The organism is Nonomuraea sediminis (assembly GCF_018531495.1).
Lineage (GTDB): Bacteria > Actinomycetota > Actinomycetes > Streptosporangiales > Streptosporangiaceae > Nonomuraea > Nonomuraea sediminis.
The window spans coordinates 124203-143448 of the sequence record NZ_JAHDTI010000021.1; the positions used below are offsets into that span (position 1 = coordinate 124203).

Annotated in this window: 19 protein-coding genes; 12 read left to right on the top strand and 7 right to left on the bottom strand. The window is 69.7% G+C overall.

The features are described from left to right. Positions 1-144 precede the first annotated feature (144 nt). Both KIK09_RS52570 and KIK09_RS52575 read right to left on the bottom strand, forming a co-directional pair. Positions 145-396 carry a mycoredoxin gene (locus KIK09_RS52570; protein WP_214327143.1) on the bottom strand — a complete coding sequence of 84 codons (252 nt, stop codon included), beginning with the start codon at positions 394-396 and terminating at the stop codon, positions 145-147. Between the two features lie 68 nt (positions 397-464). Further along, entirely contained in the window at positions 465-1325 is an 861-nt protein-coding gene (locus tag KIK09_RS52575; RefSeq protein ID WP_214327144.1) for an alpha/beta hydrolase, read from the bottom strand. Between the two features lie 138 nt (positions 1326-1463). On the opposite strand from KIK09_RS52575, the gene KIK09_RS52580 reads away from it, so the two are divergent. The 5 genes from KIK09_RS52580 (at position 1464) to KIK09_RS52600 (ending at position 7905) form a co-directional block, all read left to right on the top strand. Next, the gene (locus tag KIK09_RS52580) at positions 1464-3503 is read left to right on the top strand and encodes an ATP-dependent DNA helicase UvrD2 (protein ID WP_308164818.1); all 2040 of its coding nucleotides are present in this window, start codon (positions 1464-1466) and stop codon (positions 3501-3503) included. 14 nt (positions 3504-3517) lie between these two features. Continuing rightward, a complete protein-coding gene (locus KIK09_RS52585; protein ID WP_214327145.1) occupies positions 3518-3946 on the top strand; it encodes an Rrf2 family transcriptional regulator in 429 nt (142 codons plus the stop codon). Between the two features lie 267 nt (positions 3947-4213). Continuing rightward, positions 4214-5395 (top strand): MFS transporter, encoded by a 1182-nt coding sequence (locus KIK09_RS52590; protein WP_214327146.1) that lies wholly within the window; start codon positions 4214-4216, stop codon positions 5393-5395. Between the two features lie 891 nt (positions 5396-6286). Beyond that, positions 6287-7171 (top strand): acyl-CoA thioesterase, encoded by an 885-nt coding sequence (locus tag KIK09_RS52595; protein WP_214327147.1) that lies wholly within the window; start codon positions 6287-6289, stop codon positions 7169-7171. A gap of 464 nt (positions 7172-7635) precedes the next feature. Continuing rightward, positions 7636-7905 carry a WhiB family transcriptional regulator gene (locus KIK09_RS52600; protein WP_214327148.1) on the top strand — a complete coding sequence of 90 codons (270 nt, stop codon included), beginning with the start codon at positions 7636-7638 and terminating at the stop codon, positions 7903-7905. Between the two features lie 489 nt (positions 7906-8394). Here the strand turns inward: KIK09_RS52600 and KIK09_RS52605 are convergent, their stop codons facing one another. After that, positions 8395-9711, bottom strand: a complete 1317-nt coding sequence (locus KIK09_RS52605; RefSeq protein WP_443678895.1) for an ABC1 kinase family protein — start codon at positions 9709-9711, stop codon at positions 8395-8397. Between the two features lie 68 nt (positions 9712-9779). Continuing rightward, positions 9780-10190 carry a hypothetical protein gene (locus tag KIK09_RS52610; RefSeq protein WP_214327150.1) on the bottom strand — a complete coding sequence of 137 codons (411 nt, stop codon included), beginning with the start codon at positions 10188-10190 and terminating at the stop codon, positions 9780-9782. Positions 10191-10733: 543 nt separating this feature from the next. Here KIK09_RS52610 and KIK09_RS52615 point away from each other — a divergent pair. The 4 genes from KIK09_RS52615 to KIK09_RS52630 all read left to right on the top strand — a co-directional run bounded on the left by KIK09_RS52615 (position 10734) and on the right by KIK09_RS52630 (position 13406). Then, positions 10734-11273 carry a hypothetical protein gene (locus tag KIK09_RS52615; protein WP_214327151.1) on the top strand — a complete coding sequence of 180 codons (540 nt, stop codon included), beginning with the start codon at positions 10734-10736 and terminating at the stop codon, positions 11271-11273. Between the two features lie 186 nt (positions 11274-11459). After that, positions 11460-12242, top strand: a complete 783-nt coding sequence (locus KIK09_RS52620) for an enoyl-CoA hydratase/isomerase family protein (protein WP_214327152.1) — start codon at positions 11460-11462, stop codon at positions 12240-12242. Between the two features lie 67 nt (positions 12243-12309). After that, positions 12310-12825 carry a M48 metallopeptidase family protein gene (locus tag KIK09_RS52625; protein WP_214327153.1) on the top strand — a complete coding sequence of 172 codons (516 nt, stop codon included), beginning with the start codon at positions 12310-12312 and terminating at the stop codon, positions 12823-12825. Next, on the top strand, positions 12822-13406 hold the full coding sequence (locus tag KIK09_RS52630; protein WP_214327154.1) for a hypothetical protein: 585 nt from the start codon (positions 12822-12824) through the stop codon (positions 13404-13406). Before KIK09_RS52625 ends, KIK09_RS52630 begins: the two co-directional genes overlap by 4 nt. A gap of 340 nt (positions 13407-13746) precedes the next feature. Here KIK09_RS52630 and KIK09_RS52635 read toward each other — a convergent pair whose 3' ends face one another. From KIK09_RS52635 to KIK09_RS52645, 3 genes are read right to left on the bottom strand one after another with little or no spacing between them, the layout of a single operon-like run. Further along, complete coding sequence (locus tag KIK09_RS52635; protein WP_308164819.1) at positions 13747-14742, bottom strand: endonuclease/exonuclease/phosphatase family protein; 996 nt, start codon at positions 14740-14742, stop codon at positions 13747-13749. A 29-nt stretch (positions 14743-14771) separates the two neighbouring features. Further along, positions 14772-15332 (bottom strand): NUDIX hydrolase, encoded by a 561-nt coding sequence (locus KIK09_RS52640; protein WP_214327155.1) that lies wholly within the window; start codon positions 15330-15332, stop codon positions 14772-14774. Further along, positions 15329-16507, bottom strand: coding sequence for a zinc-dependent metalloprotease (locus KIK09_RS52645; RefSeq protein ID WP_372455822.1), 1179 nt, complete (start codon positions 16505-16507; stop codon positions 15329-15331). The genes KIK09_RS52640 and KIK09_RS52645 overlap by 4 nt, the downstream gene beginning before the upstream one ends. 151 nt (positions 16508-16658) lie before the next feature. Between KIK09_RS52645 and KIK09_RS52650 the strand changes: the two genes are divergently transcribed. The 3 genes from KIK09_RS52650 to KIK09_RS52660 are packed head-to-tail and all read left to right on the top strand — an operon-like array spanning position 16659 to position 19227. Beyond that, complete coding sequence (locus tag KIK09_RS52650; RefSeq protein WP_214327201.1) at positions 16659-17732, top strand: NAD-dependent epimerase/dehydratase family protein; 1074 nt, start codon at positions 16659-16661, stop codon at positions 17730-17732. 9 nt (positions 17733-17741) lie between these two features. Beyond that, positions 17742-18167: a molybdenum cofactor biosynthesis protein MoaE gene (locus KIK09_RS52655; RefSeq protein WP_214327157.1), complete on the top strand. Its 426-nt coding sequence runs from the start codon at positions 17742-17744 to the stop codon at positions 18165-18167. Positions 18168-18177: 10 nt separating this feature from the next. Further along, positions 18178-19227, top strand: a complete 1050-nt coding sequence (locus KIK09_RS52660; RefSeq protein ID WP_214327158.1) for a YlbL family protein — start codon at positions 18178-18180, stop codon at positions 19225-19227. Positions 19228-19246: the final 19 nt, after the last annotated feature.

A 19246-nucleotide genomic window follows, 5' to 3' on the forward strand; every position in this document is an offset into this window, starting at 1 on the left:
GGCCATGTGCGAGGAGACCACGACCCGCCTCGGTCCTGCGTGATGGGGTCAGGGCCGACATCACCAGGCTGGAGCGGAAGATCGGCGGCCAGACACATGCGAGGACCTGAGGGTTGTTCACCACTCAGGTCCTCGTAAGCCGTGTCAGGCGGCGCTTTCCAGGAGGGCCTTGACCTCCATCGCCGACGGGTTGGTCCGTACGACCCGCCCGTTGGGGGTATCGATGACCACGGTCGGGACGGTCTGGTTGCCGTTGTTGACGCTCATCACGAATGCGGCAGCTTCGGGGTCACGCTCGATGTCGATCACATCGAAGCTGATGCCTTCCCGGGCCAGCTGCGACTTCAGCCGCTTGCAGGGGCCGCACCAGGTCGTGCTGTAAATCGTGAGCGCCATGTCAGGGAATCCCTCCAAGGTCAGGAGAACAGGCGCTCCGTGCAACACGGCGGCGCCCGTGGTCATTCCTAACCCACGCGATCGGCGATCCACTTTTGCACGCGCTCGGCCACGCCAGGCTCCCTGTACAGGGCGGTGCTGTGCGAGACGCCGGGCGCCGTGACAATCGTCACAGGCACGCCGACCTGTCCCAGCATCTCCTTGAGCATGCGGCTCTGGGTGGGCGGGACGAACTCGTCCTGCGAGTGCACCGACAGCATCGGCGCGTCCTTGCGGCTGGCGTGCCAGGCCACCTCCATGCTGGCCCACACCCGCGAGCACTTGCCCTTCGGCTCGCACCCGCCGGCCAGCTTGATCGCGGCGGTACGGAGCTTGCGCTTCTCGGGATCGGTGGCGCTGGCCCCGTCGGCGTAGGCCTGCAGCGGCGAGATGACCGGCGAGAGCCCGACGACGCCCTTGAGTCCGGGCTGGCCGTCGCCGTAGGTGCCCACGGCGGCCGCCAGGTGCCCGCCCGCGGAGAAGCCCACCACCACGTAGTTGTCGGGGTCGAAGGACCAGCGCTCGGCGTGCTTGCGGGCCAGCGCGATGGCCGCCAGCGCGTCGGTGCGCTGCGCGGGCCAGGCGGCCTCGCCGGACAGCCGGTAGTTGACGTTGAAGACCGTGTAGCCGAGGTCGGCATAGCTGCGGGCGATGTCGGTCATGTACCTCTTGTCGCCGCCAGCCCACCAGCCGCCGTGGATGACGAAGACGCCGGGGTGCTTGGACCCGTCGGCCGTCCACCAGACGTCGAGGTCCTGGCGGCGGCTCGAACCGTACGACACGGTCTCGCCCTCGAGCCCGCCGAGCCCGAGTGGGACGGGCGTGGGCTCCTTGGCGGCCTGCGCTGCCGCGGGCGTGAGCGCGATACAAGCGAGCACGAGAGCGCTCACGGAAACCGCAGTGCGCACGGCTCCCCTTTCCCCAAGCATGTTGTCGGGGCCCATTGTGGAGGAGATGACCGGCACTTTGCACCTCGTTGGTGGTGAACAATGGCACCTTCCATGGCCACCGGCTGGGAGGATGAACGGGTGAACACCGATGTCCTGGACGGGCTCGACCCGGAGCAGCGCGAGGTGGCCGAGGCCGTGCGCGGGCCCGTCTGCGTGCTCGCCGGCGCCGGCACGGGCAAGACCAGGGCGATCACCCACCGGATCGCGCACGCCGTACGCTCGGGCGCGGTCGAGGCCTCCAGCGTGCTGGCAGTGACATTCACCACACGGGCCGCGGGGGAGTTGCGCCAGCGGCTGCGGGCGCTCGGCGCGCCCGCCGTACAGGCCCGCACGTTCCACGCGGCGGCGCTGCGGCAGCTCACCTACTTCTGGCCGCGGGTCATCGGCGGCGAGGCGCCCTCGGTGATCGAGTCGAAGCTGCCGGTCCTCGGCGAGGCCTATCGCCAGGTCCGGAAAAATCCGGACCGGTCCGAGATGCGGGACGTGGCCGCCGAGATCGAATGGGCCAAGGTCACCCAGATCGGCCCGGAAGACTACGTGACGGCCGCGGCCAAGTCGTCCAGGACCCCGCCGATCCCGGCCGAGGACGTCGGCCGGCTCTACGAGGCCTATGAGCGGATCCGGCGCGAGCGCCACCTGATCGACTTCGAGACCATCCTGGAGCTCACCGCCGCGGTGATGACCGAGCACCAGGAGGTCGCCGCCCAGATCCGCCAGCAGTACCGCTACTTCGTCGTCGACGAGTACCAGGACGTCAACCCGCTGCAGAAGCTGCTGCTCGACACCTGGCTCGGCGGTCGTGACGACCTGTGCGTGGTCGGCGACCCCAACCAGACGATCTACTCCTTCACCGGCGCCTCGCCGCGCTACCTGACCGGCTTCTCGGTCGAGTACCCGAACGCCGCCGTGATCAAGCTGGTGCGCGACTACCGCTCGACCCCGCAGGTGGTCGACCTGGCCAACCTGGTCATCGCCAAGTCCCGCTCGCCGCACCGGCTCGAGCTCATCGCCCAGCGGCCCGAAGGGCCCCGACCGGTCTTCACCGACTACGACGACGAGCCCGCGGAGGCCGCCGGTGCCGCCAGGCAGATAAGGAAACTGCTCGACAAGGGGGTGGACTCCCGCGAGATCGCCATCCTCTTCCGCACCAACTCGCAGTCGGAGGCCTACGAGGAGGCCCTGACCAAGGCCGGAATCCCGTACGTGGTGCGCGGCGCCGAGCGCTTCTTCGAGCGTCCCGAGGTACGGCAGGCCGTCGTCCTGCTGCGTGGCGCCGCCAGGTCCTCCTCCGGCACCCCGCTGGCCGCCGAGGTGCACGACATCCTGGGCGGGGTCGGCCTCACCGCCACGCCTCCCGGCGGCGGCAAGGCCAGGGAGAAGTGGGAGTCGCTGAAGGCGCTGGCCGACCTGGCGGAGGACATGGCCGCCGAGGGTGCGGACCTGTCGGGATATGTCACCGAGCTCGAGCGCCGGGCCGCCGAACAGCACGCGCCGCCCGTCGAGGGCGTCACGCTGGCCAGCCTGCACGCCGCCAAGGGCCTGGAGTGGGACGCGGTGTTCCTCGTCGGCCTCACCGACGGCATGGTCCCGATCATCTACGCCGAGACGCCCGAGCAGCAGGAGGAGGAGCGCCGGCTGCTCTACGTCGGCATCACCCGTGCCCGCGAGCACCTGATGCTGTCGTGGGCGCTCTCGCGCGCCCCCGGCGGGCGCAAGTCGCGCCGCCCGTCCCGTTTCCTGGACGGGCTCACCGGTCGTCCCGCGCCCCGCCCGCGCACGCCCGTCGCGGAGCGCAGCCAGGTCGCCGCCCCGGTCAGCTGCCGGATCTGCGCCAAGACGCTGGTGCGCGCCGCCGAGCAGAAGCTGGGCCGCTGCGCCACCTGCCCGGCCGACTACGACGAGGCGCTGCTGGAGAGCCTGAAGTCGTGGCGGACTGCGACGGCCAAGGAGGCCAAGGTCCCGCCGTACGTGGTCTTCACCGACGTCACGCTGCAGGCCATCGCCGAGCGCATGCCCACCACCGAGCAGGAGCTGCTGTCGATCGCCGGCATCGGCCGCGTCAAGCTCGACAAGTACGGCGAGGCCGTACTGGCCTTGTGCCGCGACGTTCAGTCGTAATAGCTTTAGTTACGATGAGCTCGAACAGCCGGTTCACCGTGGCCATCCATGCCCTCGCGTGGATGGCGCTGGTGCAGCCCAAACGCGATGACGGGGTGATGACCTCGGAGGAGATCGCGAACAGCGTCAACACCAACCCGGTCGTCATCCGCCGCATCCTGGGCCGGTTGCGCGAGTCCGGCCTGGTCGTCTCGCAGCGCGGCCAGGGCGCGGGCTGGCGCCTGGCCCGTGACCCGGCGGCGATCGACCTGGCGGCGGTGTACGACGCGGTCGAGGACGCCCCGCTCTTCTACCTGCACGCCGCTCCGCCCAACCAGTCCTGCCCCGTCGGCCGTGGCATCCAGCCGGTGCTGAGGCAGACCTACGGCAAGGCCGCCACGGCCCTGCGTGCGGAACTGGCCGCCACCTCGATCGCCGACGTGCTGGAGGACACGCTCATCTGACATCTCCGGACCTGCGCCGCTCGGCCGGCCGCGCACTCGTCCTTCTTTCGTTTTCTGTAACCACATACGTCCTGACCGCGCGCTCTTCTGTAGCCGCATACGTCCCAAGCGCGCGCTCGTCCTCCTTCCGCTTTCTGCAACCGCACACGTCCTAACCGCGCGTTCTTGTGTAGCCCCATACGCCCCAACCGCGCCGCTCTTCTGTAACCGCATGCGTCCTAACCGCGCACTTTGATGTAACCAACATAGTTACGACAGGAGAATCCTGTGTACCGACCCTTGGTCGTGCTGGCCCTCGGCGTGTTCGCCGTGGGTACCGACAGTTTCGTCATCGCCGGGATCCTGCCCGAGATGGCCGCCTCGCTCGGCGTCAGCGTGACGGTCGCCGGGCAGTTGATCACCGCCTACGCCCTGGCGTACGCGATCCTGTCGCCCGTCATGGCCGCGCTCACCGGCAGCTGGCCGCGCAAGCGGGTGCTGTTGCTCGGCCTGACCGTCTTCACCCTGGGCAACCTGGCCACCGCGTTCCTGCCGGCCTTCGGGCTCGTGCTGGCCGGGCGGATCGTGGCCGGGCTGGGCGCCGCCCTGATCAGCCCGACCGCCACCGGGACCGGCGCCGCGCTGGCCCCACCGGAGAAGCGCGGGCGCGCCATCGCCGTCGTGATGACCGGCCTCAGCGCGGCCACCGCCCTCGGCGCGCCCCTCGGCACCGCCGTCGCCGGCCTGACGGGCACCTGGCGGGCGACACTTCTGCTGATCGTGGCCCTCAGCGTGCTCGGCATGATCGGAGTCGCCTGGCTGCTGCCCGCCGTACCCGGGTCCGAGCCCATCGGACTGCGGCAGCGCCTGGCCCCCGTGACCGACGCCCGCATCGCGCTCACCCTGCTGACCAACCTGCTGCTCTACACCGGCCTGTTCACCGTGTACTCCTACATCAGCCTCGGCTTCGCCCGCGCCACCCACGGCGGCGGCACCACCCTCGCCCTGCTGCTGTTCATCTGGGGCACGTCCGCCACCGCGGGGACGCTCCTCTCCGGCCCGCTGACCGACCGCCTCGGCAACCGCCGCATCATCAACACCGCCATCGTCGTGGCCGCGCTCGACTTCGTCCTGCTGCCCTGGACCAGCGGGAACCTCATCACAGCCGCCCTCGCCCTGGTGATCTGGGGCCTGTCCGGGTGGGGCGCCCTCGCCCCGCAGACCCACCGCCTCCTCTCGGTACGGCCGGCCGCCGCCCCCATGCTCACGGGCCTCGCCTCGTCCGCGGTCTACGTCGGCGTATCAGCGGCCGGCGCGATCGGCGCCCTCGGCATCTCCTGGGTGGGCCCCTACCTCCTCGGCCCCTTCGGCGCGATCCTGATCACCTTGTCCCTCGCAACAGCCGAATCCGCCAACACCTTGATCCGCCACCAAACCCCCACCCCCAGCCCAACCCCGATCCACAGCTAACCCCTAGGCCATGACCTAACCCCCTGGGCCATGACCACCCCACACCTGATCCTCACCCACCACCCATGCCCACACCCCGCACGTCCTGCTCAGATCCACGCGCAACCCACCCCCGCATCCACCCCCCCAAGACCCCGCGCCCCCGCACCTTCGCCCCATCCGCCTTCGCCCCACCCGCCCCGCGCCCCTGGCGCCTCCCGCATCCCCGCCCCTGCCTTCGTGCCCCCGCCTTCGCGCGTCCAGCTCCGGCCTACGCGTAACCCACCCATCCACCACTCAAGGCGCGCGTCCGGTTGCGTTCCCGCGCCTTCGCCCCACCCGCCCCGCGCCCCCGCGCCTCCGGCCTCCGCGCCTCCCGCCTCCGCGTGTCCAGCTCCGGCCTATAGGTAGACCACCCATCCACCGTCCGAGGCTCGCGTCCCCGCGGCCCCCGCGTCGGCACCCCCTTCGGGTCCCGCGTCCCCGCGCCCGGATACGCGTAACCCACCCAGCAGCCCTGGGCCCAGCGCCTCGGTACACCCTTTCGCTTTCGATGCCGGATCCCTTTCGCCTTGAGCACCCGGACCACCCGGCGCCTCCGGGAAGCGGGGTTCAGGGTTCCGTAGGGTCGTAACGGCGGCCGGCCACGTCCTGCTAGCCGTGGCGTCTCCCTGGACAGAGCCCAGCCCCGTGCGGCGGGTGGCGGTTGGGGGCTTGTCGTACAAGAAGGACAGCGGACCTGCTGAACGAGAAGGGACCGCGGCCTGCTGAACGAGAAGGGACGGCGGCCTGCCGTGCGAGAAGGGACCGCGGACTGTCGTGCGAGATAGGCAAGCGGCCCCCACGCGAGAAGGACAGGGCGAAAAGAACCCGGTTGTGTAGGGACGGGGGCGCTGCGCCACACTTGGGTCTGTGAATGAGGCGTTGAAGGAGTTGCTTGACCTGCTCGACCTGGAGCAGATCGAGCTCGACATCTTCCGCGGGCGGAGCCCCGAGGAGCGGATCCAGCGGGTCTTCGGCGGCCAGGTGGCCGCGCAGGCCCTGGTCGCGGCGGGGCGGACCGTGCCGTCCGACCGGCACGTGCACTCGCTGCACGCCTACTTCATCCGCCCCGGCGACCCGTCCATCCCGATCGTCTACAACGTCGAGCGGGTGCGTGACGGCAGGTCCTTCACCACGCGGCGGGTCGTGGCGATCCAGCACGGCAAGGCGATCTTCACGATGTCCGCCTCGTTCCACGTGGTCGAGGAGGGCGTCGAGCATCAGGCCGCGCGGATGCCGGAGGTGCCCGACCCCGCGACGTTGCCGACGTTCCAGGACAAGATGTTCGAGCTGGTGGGTGACGCGCCCGAGTACCGCGACTGGCTGTCGAAGCCGCGGCCGGTCGACGCCCGCTACGCCTCGCCGTTGACCTGGGAGGCCTATCGCGACCCCGCGCTGCGCAGCGCGGAGACGAACGTGTGGTTCCGCTACGACGCCGAGCTGCCCGACGATCCGCTGCTGCACATCGTGCTGGCTGCCTACGCCTCCGACTTCACGCTGGTGGACACGATACTGCTGGCGCACGGGATGGCCTGGGGCGCTTCTGACGTCATGGGCGCCTCGCTCGACCACGCCATGTGGTTCCACCGGCCTTTCAGGGCCGACGAGTGGCTGCTCTATGCTCAGGAGTCCCCCTGGTCCATGGGAGCGCGCGGCCTGGCTCGCGGCCAGATGTTCACCGCGTCCGGTGACCTCGTCGTCTCCGTCGTCCAGGAGGCCATGATCCGCACGAAGAAGTCACAAAATCGCAGGTAGAAAATATGTTGCCCCTTGCGGGCTTCCCGGTTTAGGGTCATGGTCAAGCGAGTCGGACACTACTGTCCGACGATCAAGAGAGCGGAGGTGAGTCCAGGTGATCAGCATCAACATGTCGGCCACTCAGTGGCTCGCTTCCGCATGCCGTGACACCGTGAGGCTCGCCGATGGGCCCGCCAAGTTGCGGCAGCAGAAGTCTGCCCTGAGCCGGGAGCCGTTCTACGCCCACGCACGCCCGGGCGTTCCAGTCTTCCGCGCAGGCGCTGAAGTGCCGACCCAGCAGATCACCAAGGGTGGACTGTGTGGTCCGCAGCCCTGGAGGGATGCTCCGGTCATAACCTGACCGGCAGAGCAGCAGCCCCCAGGCCGCGGATCCACAGAATCGGATCCGCGGCCTCTTTGTTTGTCCGTGTTCCCCGACCACCTCGAGGTGCCAGACCACGACCGACCAAAAGGAGACCCTGATGGGGGCGAATTCGATCATGGACCTGATCGACGAAGCCAAGATCCCCTGTCGTACCGACCCCGACCTCTGGTTCGCGGAGTCGCCCGAGGACGTCGAGTTCGCGAAGGCGCTCTGCAACGGCTGCCCCATCCAGAAGGCCTGCCTGGCCCGCGCGCTCGAGCGCGAGGAGCCGTGGGGCGTCTGGGGTGGCGAGCTGATCCTCAGGGGGACGATCGTTCCCCGCAAGCGGCCCCGCGGTCGTCCGCGGAAGCACCCGGTCGCTGCCTGACAATCCAGACCTACTCGCAGAAAGCAGACAAACCAATGAGCCTCATTCCTACCGGGAACCTGACGATGCCTCATATCTACCAAGATCTGGTAAACGACCGAATACAAACCCTCCATCGGGAGGCCGCGGAGCACCGGCTCGCCGCCCGCATCCAGCGCGTACAGCGCGCGCGGCGGAGCGTAGAGCGAGCCAACGCCAAACTCCGCCGGGCCCTGACCCAGGAGGCCTAACCCACGAGCCCCCGCCCTAACCGGGGACTCCCAAAGCCGGGCGCACCCAGCGCCCGGCTTTTCTCTTCCCCATCGCCCGCTCCCGCGGCGTCGGGCCCGCCGCTCCTTCCCCAGGCACGGCTCGTCACTGCCTCCCGGCTTCCGCATGCGAGTTTCCAACCGGGACACGACCTCGCCTATGCCAGGCACGGCCCGCCTCTAGACCCTTAGGTCTGCCCCTGCCCACGGAGTTTCGGGCGAGGGTCGCGCTCTCGTCGAGTTAGGGGACGGGGACGGGTTCGGCGTTGGGGTCGGTGTCGTCGGCGAAGCCGGGGACCCAGCGGAGGACCTCGTCGCGGAAGCGGGCGGTGGTGCCGAGCTGGCACAGGACACCGACGCCGGCCGCGTGGACGCGGTGGATGAGGACGTAGGAGACCGGCAGGTTGAGCTGGCGGACCACGTTCGTGGGGCGGAAGTCGGCGACGCTGGCGGCCTGCGCCTGCAGCCACTCGCGGCTGAAGGTGAACTCCTCGACCGCCGTGGGCTCGACGTAGGGAGCCAGGAAGGCGCCCAAGGCGTCGACGTCCACGTCGATGTTGGGCAGGATGAAGCCCTCCTGACGCAGCCCGGCCACCGCGTTCTCCATGTCACCCTGGTTGAAGATCCTGGTGAGCTTCCCGAACGCTTTCGGATAGCCGTCGGGGAGGCGGTTGACCGCGCCGAAGTCGAGTACGCCGAGTCGGCCGTCGTCCAGCACGCGGAAGTTGCCCGGGTGGGGATCGGCGTGGAGCATGCCGACCCGGGCGGGCGAACAGAACAGAAACCGGACGAACAGCAGCCCGGCGTGGTCGCGCTGCTCCTTGGTGCCGTCGGTGATGATGCGGGACAGCGGCGTGCCGTCCATCCACTCGGTGACGAGCACCATCTCGTTGGCGGCGATCACGTCGGGCACGTAAAAGTCGGGATCGCCGTGGAACTCCTGGGCGAAGGCGTGCTGCGCCTCGGCCTCGTGCAGGTAGTCGAGCTCCTCCGCGATCCGCTCGCGCAGCTCTGCCAGCACGGCCTTGATGTCGAGCCCCGGCAGCATCACGCCGAAGAGCTTGCTCAGCCGCGCCATCTGCGCGAAGTCGCCCAGCAGCGCCTTGCCCGCGCCGGGGTACTGGATCTTGACCGCCACGTCGCGACCGTCGTGCCACACCGCGCGGTGCACCTGCCCGATCGAGGCCGCCGCGGTCGGTTTGTCGTTGAAGGAGCGGAAATTCTCCCGCCAGTCGTCGCCCAGCTGCTCGGTCAGGACCTTGTGTACGGTGGCCGCCGGCAACGGCGGGGCGGCCTCCTGCAGCTTCGTGAGCGTGGCCCGGTAGGGTCCGGCGATCTCCGGCGGCAGCGCGGCCTCGAAGATGGACAGCGCCTGGCCGAGCTTCATCGCGCCGCCCTTGAGCTCGCCGAGCACCTTGAAGATCTGCTCGGCGGTCCGCTGCTGGAACTCCTGGGCGACGAGCTCGGCGGACTTGCCCCCGATCCGCTTGCCAAGCCCGAGCGCGGCGCGGCCGGCGAATCCGAGCGGAAGGGCGGCCAGCTTCGCGGAGCGCGTCACGGCGCGACGTGGAAGATCGCTCACATCCAAGCGCGGAACCTCGTCCGCTTCCCCCCTTCGAAAACGCGTTAGGCACATGAGCCTGCCTTGACCATTCTTAGCGAATCAAAGTCGTTTCGCATACAACGACATTGCTCGTACATTGCCCATGACCGGCGTTTCCACTGCCAATCAGGCAAGACGTCCAGTGTGCCGTTGGTCACAACCGGAGGCTTCCCGTCGAGGAAAGCAAGCGCATGGCCCGTCGCGCACGCGGCCACGGCGGTGGCCAGCGCCGAACCACAGGCGATCTCGCCCGCCGGGTATCCGCCGAGCCGCGCGGTCACCAGCGGCCAGTCGGGATCGCGGTCGCGCCGGGTCAGATCGAGGCAGTGCAGGCATGCCGTCAGCCCCGGCAACACCAGCGGGCCCACCGAACCATACCCTTCGAAAGCGGATGCCAGGAGATGCGGGATCCCGAGCGTGATCAGCTCGTTCACCAGCACACTGTCGAGCGGCCCCACCGGCGCCAGGATCACCAGATCGGGCCGCTGCGACCCATCCCCCAGGTACGCCCCACCCGCCCGCACCTCAACCCCCTCAACCACACTCGAAACCCCAGCCGCCCCTCTCCGCTGCTTCCGTTTACCACCGGATCTATCCGCCTGCCCACCGTCGCCCACCCCAGCCCTCTGCGCCACACCCCCATCACCGGAGGACCCCACCGGTGCCTGCGCGCGCCCCAGGCCGGGGGAACTCACCGCCGCACGCTGGGTGTGCGGATCGCCGGAGGGATCCGGCGTCAGCCGTATTCGCCCGTCGCCTGGGGGGCGCGCTGTCTGTGGTGTGGGCTGGTCGCGGAGAGGTCCTGGTCGTCGGGAGCCGGCTCCGCGCTCCAGCGAGTTCCCGGGTCGTGTCATGCGGGTGTCCTGGGCGGCTGCCTGTGGCGGGCGTTGGACGGGGGAGGGGGCTCCTGGTGGGGCGAGTTCTTCGCGTGTTGAGGTCCCGGACGTGGGGATTTCCTCGTCAGAAGTGTCGGTGACGTGGGGGCAGCGGACGGTGCGGAGTGCGGCGGCGACGGCGCCATCCTGCCGGGTCAGGCCGAGCTCGGCCCAGGTCAGCCCGCCGGGCATCAGGTCCTGCGGCCGGACGGGAGCGGGGTCGAATACCCGTACGTCGCCGATCCCGGAGGCTGCGAGCAGGGTTACCACCTGTGCCCCTACCCGGCCTGCCCCGTAGACCCGGACCCGGGCCCGTCTCCTGAGCGTCAGCATTCCGAGCCCGCCCGCCGGTCCGTCGGAGGTCAGGTCGAGGGCGTCCAGGTCGGGTTGGAAGCGATCGCGCTCGGCCAGTGGCAGGGCGGCGAGCGAGCCGAGGGGAGTGGCCGCGTCGTGCACCACGCCGCGTCTCGTCAGCTCCTCGAGGAGGCCTCGTGCGGTGGCCTCGTCAAGACCCGCCGCGGCGGCGTCGCGCAGGACCTGCGGGAGCTCGCGAGTGCCGTCGAGCCCGTCGACCCAGCGCCGGGCGGCGGGCGTGAGGTCGGTCAGCACGACCGCGCGACGCGGGTGCACGCCGAACTGTAGAGTCCTCTCGCCACGAGGGATGCGGCGCAGGGCGGGTTTCACACGGGGCCTCATGGCGGGCAAGATTTCCACGCGAGTTCAAGATCGTGAGCCGGGTTTTCCCGGCCTGTGGATAACTTCGCGCGAAAGCCGGGGCTGTGGACGGCCGAGGTGGCGGCCCGCCGTACAAGGGTTAAGGTCTGCGGCATGAGCGAGCTCCTGGTCACCTCCCGGCCCGACGGCATCGTCGTCATCACCCTCAACCGCCCGGATCTGCGCAATGCCATGACCGACGCCATGACCGCGGAATGGCGTGACACGATGGCCGCCCTGTCGCAGGACAGGAACGTGCGCTGCGTGATCGTCACCGGCGCGGGCAGCGCGTTCTCCTCCGGCGGCGACCTGTCGTGGATCGAGGAGCGCGGGCTGGAGGACGTGCCCGCCCTCCGCGAGCGCATGCTGACCTTCTACAGGACGTGGCTGTCGATCACCAGGCTCGAGGTGCCGACGATCGCCGCCGTCAACGGCCCGGCCGTCGGCGCGGGGCTGTGCGTGGCGCTGGCCTGCGACCTCGTCTACGCCGCCTTCGACGCCAAGCTCCGGGCACCGTTCACCGCGCTGGGGCTGCATCCGGGGATGGCCGCGACGTACCTGATCCCGAGCCGGGCAGGGGTGGGTCTGGCGCGTGAACTGCTCCTCACAGGGCGCACAATCCTGGGTGACGAAGCGGCAGATAAAGGACTGGTAAACCAATCTTTCCCAAAGAATGACCTTTTGGCGGAGGTTGACGCCATCGCAGCCTCCATCGCGAAGAATGCACCAGTTGCCACGAGGCTCACGAAGGTCGCTCTGAACCAGGAGCACCACGACGTGGAAGCCGCGCTGCGCTGGGAATCTCTCGCCCAACCTGTGACGATGACCTCGGCGGACATGCTCGAGGGCCTGCGTGCGCATCGGGAAAGGCGGCTGCCCAAATTCACCGGCTCTTAATCATCTGACCAGCGAAAACGGCGTCCACCCCCTGTGGAATTTCGTCAGCGTCGGCTAACGTGCATATGTGCCCCCCGAGACAGTCGAGGTCCGTCGAAGTTCTCGTCGCCGGCGTACGGTCTCCGCTTACCGCGACGGCGACAAGACAATCGTGCTCCTGCCCGCCTGGCTGAGCGGAGAAGACGCGGATGAATGGGTGAGCCGGATGCTCGATCGCCTCGCGGCCAAGGAGCGTCGCAGGAGACCCACCGACGAAGGCCTTCTCGAAAGAGCAAGAGAGCTCTCAGCCAAGTATCTGGACGGCAAACCCGAACCCGACAGCGTCCGCTGGGTGGACAACCAGCAACATCGATGGGGCTCGTGCACGCCGGAGAACGGCACGATCAGGATCTCGACCCGCCTCAAGGGCCTGCCGGAATGGGTGATCAACTACGTGATCATCCATGAGCTCGTACACCTGATCGTGCCGAGCCACGGCCCGAAGTTCTGGGCGCTCGTAGAACAGTATCCCAAGGCGGAGCGGGCGCGCGGCTTCCTCGAAGGTTTCTCCGCCGCCGCCCACACGGCCCCGGAGGAGTGTTGACCCGTATCGCCGCGGTCCTGGTACGGCAGGCCATGGCGCAGGCCGCTCCGGCGGGCACCGATCCGCGCGCGTTCCTCGAGGCCATCGCGGAGGACACCTACGAGATGGTCGCCGACCTCGAGCTCGTCACCCCTGTGCTGGTGACCAGCGTCCCGGGGCTCGACGATCTCGTCTGGCCGGGCACGGAGATCATCGCGATCGCGGAGGACGAGCCGCTGAAGAGCGTCATGGGCCGCCTCAAGGGCGACCAGGCCGTCGTGATCAACGCCGACGCGCCCGATCTGCCGCCGCTGCTGGTCGGCAAGCTGTTCCGCGAGCTCGGGCGGGCGCAGATCACGGTCTGTCCCAGCGAGTACGGCGGGGCCGTCGCGCTGGCGTGCGGACTCCCGATGCCCGCCTGGGCCGACCCCGATCTCAACGATCCCGACATCGTGGCCACCCTCAGAGCCCAGGCCCCCGGCCACCGCATGGTCGCCACCGGCCCCGGCTGGCACCGCCTGCGCACCACCGAGGACGTAGCCCGCCTCGACCACGGCCTCGAGGGCTGGGAGAACACCCGAGCCCTCCTCACCACCCACTGAGCCCACCGGAGCGGTCACTCCAACCGCGCCCGCGGGTAGAGCGGTGCGGGTGATGTGCCCGGGGTGATGGTGTGCAATGGCGTGCCGTGCCTGCGGCAATGGGGTGCCGTGCCTGCGATAGAGCTGTGCGGGTGGGGGTGGTGTGCCTGCGATAGGTGTGCCGTGGGTGGGGCGACGTGCCCGGGTGATGGTGTGCGGGGGCGCTGCATGCCTGCGGTAGAGGTGCCCGGCTGGGCTTGGCATACCGGAAAGGCGAGGGCAGAACGCGGCGGGTGCCGTGAGGGGGTGGTGCCCGGGAGGTGGTTCTTGCGGGGGTGGCAGAGGCCCGCCGTACGGAGGGTTAGGGGACGGTGAGGGCGGCGAAGACGGCGCGGTGGTCCGTCAGGGGGACGTCGAGGACGCTGACCTCCTGGACCCCGACCCGCTGGTCCACCAGCACGTGGTCGATCGTGATGATCGGCGGGATCCGCTTGTTGGCCGGCCACGTGGGAATCAGCCCTGCCCCCACCTCGTCCGCGGCGTCCTTGTACCCGCGCCCCACCAGCTGCCGCATCGACGCGTGATCAAGAGAGGCGTTGAAGTCCCCGGCCAGCACCCGGATGGTGTCGGACGAGGCCGAGGGCAGCGCCTGCAGCGCCTCGGTCCAGTTCACCACCTGGGGCCCGAGCGGCGGATACGGGTGCACGTCGACGAACTCGATCGGCTTCCCGCCGGGCAGCGACACCATCGCCGCCGGCATCTTGTGCCCCACCGGCGGCACGAGGTCAGGCAGCGCCTCCACCGGATGCTTGGAGAACAGCCCGCTGCCCCCGGCGTCCCACTCGGCCTCGAGCACCCGGTGCGGCATCAGATCCTTCAAGCCCGCCGTGTCCAGATTGTCCACGGCACCGGGCGTCAGCTCCTGCGTACTGAGCACGTCGGGGTCGTAGCGCCGCACCAGGTCGACGATCGTCTGCGCGTCCGCCCGCCCGAAGAGCATGTTGATCGTCAGCACCCGAAAGGGCCGCCCGGCCGCGGCGTCCGCGCTGCCGAGCGCCCGGGGCAGCACGCTGAACCCGAGCGCCGTCGAGGTGAGCAGCGCCACCACGGTGGCCGCCTTCTTCCGCCCGGCCGCCGCGATCAGCAGGGGGAGCAGGGAGCCGGCCGCGGCGTACGGCGTGGCGGTCATCAGCTGCGTGGCCACCGACCCCCGCTCGAGCCCCGCCAGCCGGGCCACGGCCCAGGCCGCGAACGGCGTCACCGCCAGCCACGTCAGCGTGGCCCCGGTGAACTTCCTGCGCTTGCGCGCGGGTGTCATGATGGCGCCGCCGACGGGCCGCTCGGCCGAGATGTCCACATGCCCCCCTTGGAACGACGCAATGGACTCTAGCCAAGCAATCGTGAATCCGGGATAAGCGCGTCCCGGCCACGCTGAGCGAGCCGCCGTGTCGCCTCGTCGGACAGCGCGGGAATCTCGTCCACGGGAAACCAGCGAAGGTCCAGCGACTCCGAGCTCATCACCTCGGACGCGCCGGGAGGCGCGACGGCCGCGTACTCCACGTCGAGGTGCCAGCACTGTGGCGGATGACACCACACAGAATGCCGATCAAGCGCCAAAGGCCCAGAAAGCAGGCGCAATCCCGAAATTCCGGACTCCTCGGATGCTTCACGAAGAGCCGCCTCAGCGAGCGAAGAATCCGACACCTCGCAGTGCCCGCCCATCGGCAGCCACATCCCCGCCTTGGGATGCAGCGTGAGCAGCACCTGCGACCCGTCGTGCGAGAGCACCGCCGTGGTCGCCGTCAGGTGCCCAGGCACGCACGAACGCAGCATCGCGTCCTCGTGCGCCCGCAGGAACTCCAGGAACTCCAGCCGCAGCGCGGCCTCGGAAGCGGTCGGCGCCGTCCACGCGGACAGGACGGCCACCGCGTCGTCGCGCAGGCTCAATCGTCGGATTCCGGCTTCTGGTCCAGCTGCGAGATGTCCCAGGCCGCCTCACCGCGCACGAACGCCTCAGGATCGTCGAGGTCCTCGGCCGTCGGCATCAGGTCAGGGTGACCCCACACGCCGTCGCGCCCGTCGACCCCGCGGCCGTCCTTCAGCGCGTCCCACAGCGCCGCCGCCTCGCGCAGCCGGCGGGGACGCAGTTCCAGGCCGACCAGGGTCCCGAAGGTCAGCTCCGCGGGACCGCCGGTGGCGCGGCGCCGCCGTACCGTCTCGGACAGAGCGTTCACCGAGGGCAGCTTGCCCTCGGCGGCGTCGTCGACGACCGTCGCGACCCAGCCCTCGACCAGGGCGAGCAGCGTCTCCAGGCGAGCCAGCGCGGCCTTCTGCCGCTCCGTCTCCTCCGGCTTGAGCAGCGCGCCTCCGCCGCTCAGCGCCTCCTGCAGCGCCTCCGGGTTGTTGATGTCGAGCTCGCGGATCTGCTCCTCGAGCGCGGAGGTGTCCACGGTGATGCCCTTGGCGTACTCCTCGACCGCGCCGAGCAGGCTGGAACGCAGCCACGGCACGTGCTGGAAGAGGCGGTGGTGTGCCGCCTCGCGAAGCGCCAGGTACAGGCGGATCTCGTCGGCGGGCAGCTCGAGGCCGTCGCTGAAGGAGGCGATGCCGCCCGGCAGCAGCGCCGCCCTGTCCGACAGGGGGAGGCCGATGTCGGTCGTGCCGATCACCTCGCGCGCCAGCGAGCCGAGCGCCTGCCCGATCTGCTGGCCGACCATCATGCCGCCCATCTGCTTCATCATGCCCATCAGCGGCCCGGCCATCTGCTGGGCCTCCGACGGCAGGCCCGCGCCGCCGAGCGCGCCGCCCATGGTCTCGACCATGCGCTCGGCGATCGGCTCGCACAGCTGCCGCCACACCGGGACCGTGTTCTCGATCCACTCCGACCGGCTCCAGGCCTGCGGATTCGACACGCCGCTCGGCAGCGCCGTCGCCTCGTTCAGCCACAGGTCCGCCAGGTTGAGCGCGTCCACGATCTGCCGGCGTTCGCCCTCCATCACGCTGGGATCGCCGTCGGCGACCACGGCGTGCCGGGCGATGTTCTTGGCCATGTCCCAGTTGACAGGGCCGGAACCCTGAGGGGCCGACAGCATGTCGGCGAACTGGCGCATCGCCTGAGCCATCTGCTCAGGGTTGCCGAACATGGCGAACGGGTTCTCGTTTGGGTCGTTTTCGCGACCTGGCTGGTCAGTCACCGCTCTACCTCGTGCAGGATGGAGGAGTCCACATCCGCCACGTTAGTCGTCCTACAGCGGATCAGTGCAAAGTGAGGACCTGGTGCCTACCTCGAAACGCCCGCGCCAACCCGTAGTAGCCGTTACGGGGGCGGCCTCCGGCATAGGCCGCGAGCTGCTCTCCAGGCTCGCATCCTCCCCGGATTTCCGCAGGGTGGTGGCCATCGACGAGCAGCGCGGCGATGTTCAGGAAGCCACCTGGCGGGTCATCGACGTGCGGGATCCGCTCTTGGCGAACCGGATCTCCGACATCGACGTCCTCGTCCACCTCGCGGGCGACTACGCCATCGACTCCGACCCGGCGGACCGGCGTGCCTACAACCTGCGCGCCGCCCAGACCGTGCTGACCGCCAGCGCCGCCGCCCGGGTGCGGCGTGTCGTGCTCGTCACCAGCGCGATGGTGTACGGCGCGGCCCCGGACAACGACGTCCCGCTCCCCGAGGACGCGGCCGTGGCGGCCGAGCCCGACACCGGCATCGTGGGCGACCACCTGGAGATCGAGGCGCTGGTCCGCAGGTCGCTGCGCAGCCACCCAGGCCTCGAGATCACCGTGCTGCGCCCCGCGGCCGTCGTCGGCCCCGGCGTCGACACCGTCATCACCCGCCACTTCGAGTCGCCCCGCCTGCTGACCGTCAAGGGCTGCACGCCGCGCTGGCAGTTCTGCCACATCGACGACCTGGTGTCCGCGCTCGAACTGGCCGCGCGCGGCGGTATCAGCGGCGTCGTCGCCGTCGGCTCCGACGGCTGGCTGGAGCAGGAGCAGGTCGAGGAGCTGTCGGGCATCCGCCGCTTCGAGCTGCCCGCGGGCCTGACCTTCGGTACGGCGCAGCGGCTCCACCGGCTGGGCATCACCCCCGCCCCGGCGACCGACCTGCACTACGTCGTGTATCCGTGGGTGGTCGACTGCGTGGCGCTGCGCGAGGCGGGTTGGAAGCCGGTGTGGACCAACGAGGCCGCCCTGGAGCAACTGCTCGAGCTGCGGGAGAACCGCACCACCGTGGTCGGCAGGCGGCTGCCGGTCAAGGAGGCCACCCTCACCGCGGCCGGCGCCACAGTGGCCGTCATCGGCACCGCGGCCATAGTGCGTCAGGTACGCAAGAAGAGACGCGGCTAAGCTGCTTACGTGGACGTCATCCGGTTGTTGGCCATCCGAGACACCTCGCTCTCCGTGGACGAGGTGTTCGCCGCCGTGGGCGACCACGCGGCGGGAGGCACCACGCTCTTCGTGGGCACGGTGCGCGAGCAGGACCACGGCAAGCCGGTCACCGGGCTGTCGTACTCCGCCCACCCCAGCGCGCTCGACGAGCTGCGCAAGGTGGCGGAGAAGGTGGCCGCCGACTTCCCTGTCACCGCGCTCGCGGCCGTCCACCGGATCGGCGACCTGGAGCTCGGCGACATCGCGGTGATCGTCGCCGTGGCCGGGCCACACCGCGACGAGGCGTTCCGCGCCTCGCGGCGGCTGATCGACGACCTCAAGGCCGAGGTCCCGATCTGGAAACATCAAGTCTTCGCCGACGGGTCGACCGAATGGGTCGGTGCCTGCGAATAAGCTCATCCACATGTCACGACGTGCCTTGACCCTGCTGGTGGCGGGCTTCCTGGTGCTCACACTGGGAGTAGTCGGCGCCTTCCTGCCCGTGCCGTACGTCGTGCTGAGCCCCGGCCCGACGGAGAACACCATCGGCCAGGTCGACAAGAAGGACGTCGTCTCCATCACCGGGCACCAGACCTACCCCACGTCGGGGGCGCTGAGCCTGGTCACCGTCGCCTACCAGGGCGGCCCGAGCGCGCGCATCGACCTGCTCACCGCGCTGCGCGGCTGGATCGACCCGACCGTCGCCGTCGTGCCCGAGGAGACGATCTTCCCGCCCTCCTCCTCCGCCAAGCAGGTCGAGGAGGAGAACACGGTCGAGATGGCCAACTCGCAGGACTACGCCACGGCCGCCGCGCTCAACGAGCTGAAGATCGCCTACCGCACCGTCGTGACCGTGCTGTCCACCGAGAAGGGCAAGCCCGCCGACGGCAAGCTGCAGAAGGGCGACGAGATCCTGGCGGTCGACGGCAAGCCCGTCACCAGCGTCGACACCGTCAGCCAGGCGGTCAGGGCGCACAAGCCCGGCGACAACGTGACCTTCAGCGTCAGCCGCGGCTCCGGCCAGAAGCTCGACGTCACCGTGCAGACCGTGCAGGGCGCCAAGGGCAAGCCCATCGTCGGCGTCGTCATGCAGGCCAGGTACAAGTTCCCGTTCACCGTCGACATCAACGTCGGCGACGTGGGCGGTCCGAGCGCGGGCCTGATGTTCGCGCTCGGCATCTACGACAAGCTCACGCCCGGCCAGCTCACCGGGGGGAAGGACATCGCCGGCACCGGCACCATCGACCCCTCGGGCGAGGTGGGGCCGATCGGCGGCATCGCGCAGAAGATGGTCGGCGCCCGCAAGTCAGGCGCCACGGTGTTCCTCACCCCGGCCGACAACTGCTCCGAAGCGGTCAAGGCCGTGCCCGACGGGCTGCGCCTGGTGAAGATCCAGACCATGCACGAAGCCGTCCAGGCACTCGACTCACTGCGGGCCGGCCAGGGCAACCTGCCCTCCTGCTCGGCGAGCTGAAACTTCACGGGCTCGCCGA